7 protein-coding genes are annotated in these 10,444 nt (G+C 51.1%); 2 read left to right on the forward strand and 5 right to left on the reverse strand.

Annotated features, from left to right (window positions below; genetic code table 11):
• On the reverse strand, positions 1-301 hold a 301-nt coding region (locus tag ABIK47_07535; protein ID MEO0020465.1), incomplete at its 3' end, for a hypothetical protein.
• 86 nt (positions 302-387) lie between these two features.
• Between ABIK47_07535 and ABIK47_07540 the strand changes: the two genes are divergently transcribed.
• Positions 388-1,566, forward strand: a complete 1,179-nt coding sequence (locus ABIK47_07540; protein ID MEO0020466.1) for a serpin family protein — start codon at positions 388-390, stop codon at positions 1,564-1,566.
• Between the two features lie 3 nt (positions 1,567-1,569).
• Here ABIK47_07540 and ABIK47_07545 read toward each other — a convergent pair whose 3' ends face one another.
• Positions 1,570-2,355, reverse strand: coding sequence for a nitrilase-related carbon-nitrogen hydrolase (locus tag ABIK47_07545; GenBank protein MEO0020467.1), 786 nt, complete (start codon positions 2,353-2,355; stop codon positions 1,570-1,572).
• A gap of 323 nt (positions 2,356-2,678) precedes the next feature.
• Here ABIK47_07545 and ABIK47_07550 point away from each other — a divergent pair, with 323 nt between their 5' ends.
• Complete coding sequence (locus ABIK47_07550; protein ID MEO0020468.1) at positions 2,679-5,117, forward strand: TonB-dependent receptor; 2,439 nt, start codon at positions 2,679-2,681, stop codon at positions 5,115-5,117.
• Here the strand turns inward: ABIK47_07550 and ABIK47_07555 are convergent.
• From ABIK47_07555 to ABIK47_07565, 3 genes are all read right to left on the reverse strand, one after another.
• Positions 5,114-6,040, reverse strand: coding sequence for a radical SAM protein (locus tag ABIK47_07555; GenBank protein ID MEO0020469.1), 927 nt, complete (start codon positions 6,038-6,040; stop codon positions 5,114-5,116). The two genes, ABIK47_07550 and ABIK47_07555, sit on opposite strands and share 4 nt — an antisense overlap.
• Positions 6,041-9,418, reverse strand: a complete 3,378-nt coding sequence (locus ABIK47_07560) for a C25 family cysteine peptidase (protein ID MEO0020470.1) — start codon at positions 9,416-9,418, stop codon at positions 6,041-6,043.
• Positions 9,415-10,444, reverse strand: a 1,030-nt coding sequence (locus ABIK47_07565) for an HD domain-containing protein (GenBank protein MEO0020471.1), incomplete at its 5' end; no start/stop codon positions are given. The genes ABIK47_07565 and ABIK47_07560, both read right to left, overlap by 4 nt.

The raw sequence follows: 10,444 nt of genomic DNA on the forward strand, positions 1-10,444 counted from the left end.
GGCAGGTTTGGATTAATGCCTCCAGGAGCAGGCGCTGTTTTTCTGGAGAGTGGGCAATGGGCGCGAGGTTGACGCGAATGAGCAGACCTTCAGGGTCAAGCGGTTCAGTTTCCGGAACCCGGGAGTTAAACCTTACTCTTGCTATTTCCTGTTCCAATCGCTCTTTTATTTCACCGGGCAGGGTTAACAGGTGCCCGGGTCCATAAACACTTTGATATAAAAGTTTGTAGATGTCTTCAGCCTGCAAGAGTGGATAATGGGAAAGATGCCAGTTGAGGATTTCGTTAAAGGTCATCTTCATAGTTTAATAGGCTATAGTTTAAAGTTCAAGACTAAGGGTGGGGATAGGATTTGACATCTGGTCTTTTGCGGGCATTATTTATAGTGATGAATATTATATTAATCTTGACCTTAATTACATCACCCTTGAAAGGGGCGGAGAGCAAAACCAGTGGCGCCAATCTGGTGCCGGCAAAGAACCGGTTCGGTTTCAGGTTGTTGACCGAGTTGAGCCGGGGTGAGATAAAGGAGAATATCGTTCTTTCGCCTTACAGCATTGCGAGCGCTCTAACGATGACCTATAATGGCGCAGCGGGTGAGACCAGGGCGGCGATGGCAAGAGCCCTTGAGATTGAGGGGATAGGGCTTGATGAACTCAATCAGGGTGAAAAGGGGCTTTTTGAGGGTCTGCAACAGAAGGATGCCCGGTTGCAACTGGTAATCGCCAACTCCCTCTGGGCAAGGAAGGGGATTGGTTTTAAAACCGGGTTTATCAACCGGGTTAAGAAATTTTTCTCGGCAGAGGTGAATGTCTTGGACTTTAATTCCCCGGAGGCGCTGGTGAAGATAAATTCCTGGGTCCGGGAGAAGACGCGCGGCAAAATCGAGAGGATAGTTGAGCGGATTGTACCGGATGCGGTGCTTTATCTGATAAATGCGGTCTATTTCAAGGGCAAGTGGCAGCAGGAGTTTGACCCGAAACAGACCTATGAGACCGATTTTCATCTTTCTGACGGCACAAAAAGGCGGGTGATGATGATGTACCGGTCAGACCGGTTCAGTTATCTTGCGGGTGATGGGTTTCAGGCGGTAAAGTTGCCTTATGGCGATGGCAGGATGAGTATGGTGGTATTCCTGCCGGATGAGAGTTTGGGTTTGAACGGGTTGATTACGAGGCTCGCAGGCGAAAACTATTCAATGTGGCAAAAGGAGTTTGTTAAGAGGCAGGGTGAGGTGGGGTTGCCCAGGTTCAAACTGGAGTACGAAGGGAGCCTGAATGAGCCGCTCAAGGTGCTGGGTATGGCGATTGCGTTTGACCTGAACATAGCGGACTTTTCTGAGATGAGCCCGATGAAGGGGGTGGCGATTGGCGATGTCCGGCACAAGAGCTTTATTGAGGTTAATGAGGAGGGGACTGAGGCAGCAGCGGTAACTTCAGTGGAGATGGTGATGACCGCAATGCCGGTTGACCGTTTCAGAATGATTTGTGACCGTCCTTTTCTCTTTACAATTGAGGACAACCGGACCGGTGCGATTCTCTTCTTAGGAGCGGTGGTTAAGCCTTAAAAGTCAGAGATAATAGTTTGGTCTGCGGTCGTTAAAGATGTGGTTACGGGGTGTGACATTCTTGTTGAGTGCCAGATCCGGGTTGATCTCCACAATCTTTAGTTCCTCATCCTCAGGGCTGGCACGGACCAGAAGGTTGCCGTCAGGGGCAACAATCTGACTTTTGCCGGTGAAGTTCATCACCCTGCCGTCCAAATGCTCGGTGCCTATCCGGTTGGCTAAAACCCAGAAGATGCGGTTCTCCTGCGCGCGGGTGATGGTCATTGACTGGGCATAGTCAAGGACCAGATTGGCAGGGTGGCAGATGATTTGCGCGCCGCGCAGGGCAAGGGTGCGGGCGCTCTCAGGAAAGAAGTAGTCAAAGCAGACCAGCATCCCTATCCGCACCTGTCCGAGGTTGAAGACCGGAAAGGGCAGGTCACCCGGGTCAAAGATGTCCTTTTCATCGGTGAAGAGATGGATTTTGCGATAGGTATGAATTGTGCCGTCTGCGGTTACGAGGATGGCGGAGTTGAAGATGCGGTCGCCCGCCTTTTCCGCAATCCCCAAAATTAGATTGAGGTTGTTCTGCATGCAGAAGTTGAGGAGTAGAGAGGAGGAGCGTCCTCCCGGCACCTTTTCGGCATAGCGGGCAAGTTCCTTGCGGGAGGAAAATAGATAACCGGTCAGACAGAGCTCGGGGAGGACGATGAGGTCGGCTTCAACACCTTCAAGACAGGAGAAGATCCTACCAAGGTTCTGTAACACCGCCCGTGGCTTCGGGGAGAACTGGTAAAAGCCGATGCGCATAAAACCGTGGTCGGTTAAAGAAATAATTATAAGAGATTAATAGTTGAGGGTCAATCTTATAATAGGGTGGCAATAGGTGGGGGAGGGTGAATTTGGATAAGTGATAGATAGGGGGATGGTGGAGGGGACCTACCCAAAAATTTTGATTAAAATTAGCCAAAATATTGAAAAGTTAAAATTTATAGCCTTATTTGCCGCCGAGTCTGACCTTGACTTAAATGATATGGGTGATATGTTATAAAAGAGTGAAACGGGTTTGTATTCGGGCAATGTTTTTCAACAAAGTCAGGGATATTCCGGAGTCTGAGAAGGGCTAAGAGAAGATGGGCAGGGCAGTAAGGTTTGTTTTAATAGGGCTGGTCTGGGCAGGTGGAGTTCAGGCACAGGCGGTTGCGGGCAAGGGGGATGTTAAGATTACCGGGCAGGTTTTTGCTGAGGATGGGACAAGACCAATGGAGTTTGTCAATATTGTGCTCTACAGCCTGCCGGAAAGCGCTCAGGTTGCCGGGACGGTTACAGACAGTTACGGCAGATTCACACTTCTTGGTGTCAAACCAGCTCGTTACTATCTTGAAATTTCCTTTATCGGGTATGAGACAAAAAGGGTGGAGAATATTGAGTGCGCACCAGGCGCGCAGATAGATTTAGGGCGTTTGACACTAAAGTTGTCAAGCGTGCCGGTGAGCGGCGTTGAGGTGATAGGTGACAAGCCGGCAATTTCCCAGGAGGTGGACAAAAAGGTGATTGATGTCACCAAACTGCCCAGTACCGCTGGCGGCACCGCGGTTGATGCGCTTAAGAATGTCCCGGGTGTCAAGGTTGATATTGAAGGCAATGTTACCCTCAGGGGCAGTTCCAATTTTACTGTCCTAATTGATGGCAGACCAAGCGGACTGGAGCCGAACCAGGCGCTGAAGCAGATTCCCGCGGTAATGATTGAGAGGATTGAAATCATCACCAACCCTTCGGCAAAATATGAGCCGGAGGGCACTGCGGGCATCATCAACATCATTCTGAAGAAGCAAAAGGGACAGGGTCTGAGCGCTTTGGTCAATGCTAATGCCGGATTCAAGAACCGTTACGGCGGTGATGCGCTCGTTGGTTTGCGCTCAGGGATAATCAACACCTACTTTGGCGGCAACATCTGGCACTCATCTTCGGACAATGAATACGAAAGTGAAACCCGGACTTTCGGTTCTGCCGACACCCTTAAAATCGCCTCCTCGGGCTTAAGTTCGTGGGATGGAACAGCTGCGGGCGCGCGTGCCGGACTGGAGTTGCAATTTGGACCCCGCGACAAGTCAAGCATCGTGGGCAGGCTCGGCAACTACGATGGCAGGAGCACAAGCCGGGAAAGGGTAACCGAACACCACCTCCTCGCCGACTCATCGCGAGATTACCAGAACGACAGGAGCTGGCGATTCGGTTCTAAATACCTTTTCCTAATGGCTGACCACGAGCACCAATTTGACACCGCCGGACACAAATTGACAGCCCAGGTATACTTGGTCGGTCGGCAGGGTTTAGCCGCCGCTGGTAATACCGAGAGGGATTCGACCGGGGCGACAATTACGGGTCGGCGCAGCCAAGACGAGGGACCAACCGGCTGGATAAGGGGCGAGGCTGAATATACCCTGCCAACAGGAGATGGGGGCAAACTTGAAGCCGGGTTTCAGAGCCGTGTGGAAATGACGGGGATGGAGAGCCAAATCTACCGGTTCAACCCCAACACCGACACCTGGGAACTTGACTCGCTCTCAAGCCACCCCTATCTCAGCAGGGAAAACATCCACTCCCTCTATACCACATACTCCTGGAGATGGCAAAAACTTGCTATCCAGCCGGGTCTGCGCGGTGAATATGGCAGTCGCATCATCCATATTCAAGAGATGGATAGCATCTGGCAGCTGAGCCGCTGGGACTACTTTCCGAGTTTACATTTTTCTTATAATTTACCTGCAAATTTCCAGGTTTCAGCCAGTTACTCAAGGCGAATTGACCGACCCTATTACTGGTATCTCCGACCCCTGCCAGTCTGGTACGATGCCCACAGTGTGAGTAAGGGCAACCCAATGCTTCGTCCCTCCTATGTCAACTCCTATGAGGTGGGTTTTGAACTCCCCTTTGGCGCCAATCTGCTTTCACTTGAAGCCTACTGCCGGACAACCAGCAATATGTTTGAGTGGATTACAACAAGGTATCCTGGAGATACCAATGCTCTGCTCCAGACCGCGGCTAATATCGGCAGCGACCGCTCGCTCGGAGTTGAGTTCTCAGCCCATCTCAGTCCGGTTAAATGGCTAAATGCCTATATCACAGGCGATATCGCTGATTATCACGAATGGGGAACACTCTTTAACCAGGAGATTGACCGTCGCAGCATTTCTTGGTCAGGCTCGCTAAACCTTAATCTCCAGTTTCCCAGCGCCACCCAGGTGCAACTCAACGGCAACTTATCTGGTCCTTATATCACCGCCACCAGCACCTCTGACGGCTGGTTTGGAACCGACCTGGCGGTTAAGCAAAGCCTGTTTAACCGAACCCTTTCCATTACCCTTCGCTGCCAGAACCTTTTTGGTCCGAGAACCTGGAAAAGCCGGGAAGATGGGCAGGGTTTTAGGAGGAACTATTCCTATATCCGGGAAGGGCTCAGATTATCTTTGGCGGTTAGTTACAATTTCAACAACTTCCGGTTTGATCCGAAGATGCGCGCAGGGGAGGGTATTGAACAGGAGGGCACCGGGGTGATGCCTCGCCGCTAAATCGGTTCGTAAAAGACCTTCCCCCAGAATTTTATTCTCTTGATGCGTTTTTCCTGGACCAAGGAGGAGAGGAGGTGTTTGAGCTTTTCCGCAGAGATACCGAGGGAATGAATCAGGTCCTCTGCTGTTACCGGGCGGTTCTGAACGACAGCGATGATTGCCTTGACCGGGTCGCCTTTAAACGGTCTCTGCCTTTTGGGAATTGGCGATTGGGCAATCTCGGTTCCCGGACCAAAAAGCATCTGAATCTGCAAGAGGTCATCAAAAGAAAGGGGCAGGGCAAACCTTTCTGCGGGCGGGCGGACAACGGTGTTGAGGTGGACCTTATCCGGGTTTATCTCATAGGCAAGGCGCCGGAGTTTCATCAGGTGTTCAGGTGAATCGTTGATGTTTTTGACAAGCATTATTTCCAGGAAGATCTTGCCGGAAAAGTAACGGGAGAAGGTTTTGAGCCCGGTTAAGATTTTTTCTATTTTCAGTTGCGGATGGCAGCGATTGACCCGGCGAAAGGTGTTTTGGTCGGCGGCATCAAGCGAGGGAACAATTAGGTCAGCAGAATAGAGGTCGCGGCGCACATCAGGGTCAAATAAAAGTGTGGAGTTGGTAATGACCGCAACCGGGATTTTGAACTCCTTTTTCAAGAGGCGGATGATTTTGCCGATGTCCTTATTCAGTGTTGGCTCGCCCTCGCCGGAGAAGGTGAGGTAGTCAATCCGTTTACCTTTTACTGCGGCGCGGACCTCCTGCAGAATGTCATTGATGGGAAAGAATGACTCGCGCCTGATGGTCATTTTTGTGGTCCTGCCACACTGGCAGTAGATGCAGTTAAGGGTGCAGGTCTTTTTCGGGATGATGTTCAGACCGAGCGAGAGACCAAGGCGCCTTGAGGGAACCGGACCATAGACATAGTTGGTCTTTATCATCTATTTTACCCTGACGATTTTACGCTGGATTCTTGCCGGAGGCAGATTTTCAAACAACAGGCGCAGGAAATACACACCGGCAGGTAGGCTTCTGCCTTTGTCATCGGTGCCGTCCCAGGCAAGGGAATAATATCCGGCAGGTTTCTGTTCGCTGATGAGCGATTTTACCATTCTGCCCTGCGGGTCAAAGATGGCAAGCCGGACAGAGGCGGGTTGGGCAAGGGAGAAAAAGACCGTTGTGCGGTTTCGCACTGGATTGGGGAAAAGACCGAGGATGCGGGTTGTCTCCGGCTGAAGGAGTTTGACAGAATCAAGGGAATAGACCCGAATGTCGTCAAGGTAAAAACCTTCACCGGTGGCACCGTCATTATCCGAGACAAATATGAACTTCAATCGGCAGGATTCGCCGGCAGGATAATGGCTGAGGTCATAGGTCTGGTTGAGCCATTCTGATGTCAAGCCGAGCGGACGAGCCCCGAGCGCTCCACCTGAGCCGATGAAGTCAAGGGTATCGGCAATATCACCCTTGCAGATGACGACATAAAGACCATCCACACCGTAGGTAGGGACAGAAAACCAGCGAAAGAATGAGAGGCAGGCGTTAGGTGGGATGATGAATCGGGGTGAAACCAGCCAGGTGTGGCAGTTGTCAGGATAAAAACCGGATGAGTCACCGGCATAAAAGGAGAATGGTGGAGAGTGAAAGCGTTGGGAGGAAAGCGACCAGGTGCCATTAATGCCGCCTATTTCCCAGCCTGCAGGACCGGAGTCAAAACTGGCAAAAATCCCGGTATTTTCGAGGATGATTTTTAAGGTGTCGCTGAAGAGATAACCGTTAGTAACGATATTGACGCCAAGGCGAATGGAGGAAAAGGAGGTAATGAACTGGCAGGGAACAAGGGACCAGGCGGTTTCACCCGGAACGACATTTGGAAAGATAAGACCAGGGGAGGTAAGTTCAAAAGGTAAGGAAGGGTCGGGTTTGAAGATGGTGCCGGTTGGTCTAAATGCGGTGGCAAGGCCAGTGTTGGTTATGCTGATAAATAGTTTGAATGTATCTGAATTCTGAGTCTGGTAGTAGCCACAAATCTTAATTAAGGGCAAAGCGACCTGAAGGACAAGTGGAATTTGCCAGAATCCCTGTGTTGAGTCGGTGAAGGTAATGGTTGCGAGTGCGAAATCGCCATTTTTGGCGTTAGGGTTAACCCGGATGAGAAATAGCCTGGCGGTGATTTCCGAGTCGGGCAGAATCCCGGGAAGATAGCCGAAGTTGTTTTCTATTGTGATAAGGGGTGATTCTGAAGAGATGCGGCAGCGCAGACCGGTTGTCTTAATCGTGCCGGTGTTTTTCAAATAAAGGCGCAGGGAAAAGGTTTCGTTAGGTGAAGGTATGCCGTTTTTGTCGCCGGTTGAGTCAATAATCTCATATTTTAAGAGGGTGATATTAGGACCGGTCAAAACCGGAATTGAGTCCTGATAAGGGCGATGGTTTTTGGCAACTACGAAAAGTCTTGCCCAGCCAGGGGTGAGGCAATTGGGTTTTAAAAGCGCAGTGCCATCAGGACCGGTCACTGCCCTGACAAATGTTTCATTTTCCTTGCAAATGGTTACGGTTGCGCGGGCAACCGGTCCGGTTTTGTCCGATACCGTGATTCTTGTCAGGTCTTTTCCGGTTGGCAGCCGCAGCGGCTTTGAGACTAAAAGAGAGGCAAGGGTGTCGGTGTGAACCGGCATTGCCGGGTCTCCAAGGAGGTTGAGGCAGAACTGGTGCCAGCGATAAACATTTGCCTCCTGACTGAAGGGGATGAAATGAGTCTTTGTCCGGGCAAGGATTTCGCCGATCGTCGCGCTGGAGTTGAAGAGTTCGTAAAAGAAGCGGGCATCAAACCGGTCAGAATAGCCAAAGCCAGGGTTACCAGGTGCGCCCCAGCCATAAGAGGAGTTGCCGATAAAGGCAACTCCTCCACCATTTGGATTTAAGACAAAATGCTCGGCGATGGCATCAAAGTCAAATGCGTTTGTCCAGCAGCCAATTGAATAGCCGATGCCCTGGCGATTGAGGTTGGCAAGACCGTCGATATGATGATTGCGCAGAGTCGCCTGCTGGCTCAAGCCAAGCGCATCAATCCAGCCATGACCGCAGTGGTTGAATATACCCGAGCCTGAATTCAACAGTGCCAGTGCGGTGTCAATGGTAACCATCATCTGGGATTCGTAGAGTTTTAGGACATCATAATAAGAAGGCAGATGACGCTCCCTGATTCTTTCTTTGGCAATGGCTTCGTCGGTGTAAGGCTCATTCCAGAGGACAGCAGCAGAAAAAAGGGCGTGGTTCAGATAGTCGTTATAAAGGCTATTTTCATAATTGAGGATTTTATTGACAAACACCTCTGCCTGTTGGGTGCTATTTACCGGTGCCCTGCCCACATAGATGTCAGGATAAAGGTCAACCGCGTCAAAAACTTCACCAAAGACACCATTGTGATTTTCATCCCAGGTGCCATCAAGGTCAGAGAAGTAAAGGTCGCAGGGAAGTGAGTCTTCACGCGGATGCAACCGGGCAGAGCAGGCAAAGGCAAACGCCTTGCGGAAAGGGATGATGTCGGTGTCACCGCCTAAAAGGAGAAACTTCAGTCCGGAATCCCGGGCGCAGATTTGCAAATAGGTGCGCAGTTTCTCGGCGTTATCTCTGCCCGGATAATTTTCGGTTATCCACTCAATCTGCCTGATCTTAGAGGAAAGACCGGTGTTTTGGCGCCACAAGGAGAGGCGCTGAAATGTTGGCTCCATCTCCTGGTTGGTGACAATCAGGTGTTCAAGCGGACCGTTGTCGGCAAAGTCTACCCTTTTTGTCTTCTCATAGCCCATCTCAATTTTTAGCCTTTTGACCAGGCGCAGTTTTCCCTGAGAGGGCAAAAACTGAACCGGTGTGAGAAGGAGCGATACCAAAGGTTTTCCGCGCATAACACCCTGACCGGTAATTGAGCAGAAGTCTTCGGGATAAAACTCATTGAGGCTGTAGATGGCAGGGTCGTTCTCAACAAACCTGGGCGTTGATGAGGAGAGGATTGATGGTGGCTGGCAGGATGAAATTGAGTAAGTGCCGGGGAGTGTCTCCAACTCAAGTTCAATAATATTGAGACCGGTCGCCTTTGTTCCTTTTGGCAGGGTGATGTTCACCCCGATTTTGGGCAGTGCGGGCGCGCCAGGATGTCCTAAGGGTTCGGCATCAGGCAGGTTGATTAAAACCCCACGTGCGGTTGTTTTTATCTCCAGGTCGCGGGCAGAGAATCTGAAGACGGTGTCAATCTTTCCTGCGGTGGCTGCCTCCGCAGAAAAGGTAATGACGATAATGATGAGTATGAGAAAGGGTCTCACCTTGCCGCTCCGTTTAAGAGGTGGTTTTTTAAATATTCCAGCCCCTGTTCTTTGGTCGTGATTTTGCCCTCAACCTGCAGGTCCTCAAGTTCCTGCAATATCACCTTGAACACCGGCCCTGGTTTCATACCCAAGGCGATCAGGTCGTCACCGGTCACCAGCCTTTTGATCTTTGCCTTTGCCGCCTCGGCGCGCGCCTGTTCAATCATCCTGGTGATGGTCTGTTCAAGATGGGTTGTTCTGCCTGCGGTTGCCCAGCCATCGGCATAGCAGAGAATCATCAGACCAAAAGCCTCTTCACCCAAATCGCGAAAGTAGCGCCTGATCGCCCTTTCAGTAAGTTCGGGTGCGGTGGCAAGGAGGTGCAGGCGCATATGCTCCTTGACCAGGGTTCTGACCATCTTTATCTGCGACCGGGAAAGACGCAGCCGGTTATAGCCGATTGTTACCGCCAGTTTGGCACCAAGGCTGTCATGACCGTAAAAATGGACCTCACCCAACTCGGTTGTAAACCGGGTATGGGGCTTGGCGATGTCGTGGAGAAGTCCGGCAAGTTTTAAGAGGGCGCGGCGATAGGGGAAGTTGTCAAAGTATGCGTGCCATTCCGGCTCAAATCGGGAAAAGAAATTGGGACCGGACAAGATTTCATCAATCTTATAGCAGGTGCGCAGGGTGTGCTGCCACAACTCCTCATCAGCTAAGAGCGGGGCGAGTTCGGGCAGAATCTCTTTGAGATGGCTCAACTGGTGCAGTTGTTTTAGATAGGGCGACGAGCCGGAGGCGTCAAGGATGCGCAAAAACTCCATCCCGATGCGCTCCGGCGCGGTGTTTTTCAGACTGATTTTTTCTGCCTGCTCATAAACCGAGGGATGGACAGTGAACTTCAGTTCCAGGGCGAGGCGCAGCGCACGCAAAAGCCTGAGCGGGTCAAGGGAGAGTGAATTTTCTGTAACCGGACGGATGATACCTGCCCTGATATCGCCTTCACCGCCAAAAGGGTCAATGAGACTGTTGACAGCGGGAATT

The organism is candidate division WOR-3 bacterium (assembly GCA_039801245.1).
In the GTDB taxonomy this organism is placed as follows: domain Bacteria; phylum Hydrothermota; class Tepidihabitantia; order Tepidihabitantales; family Tepidihabitantaceae; genus JAOABP01.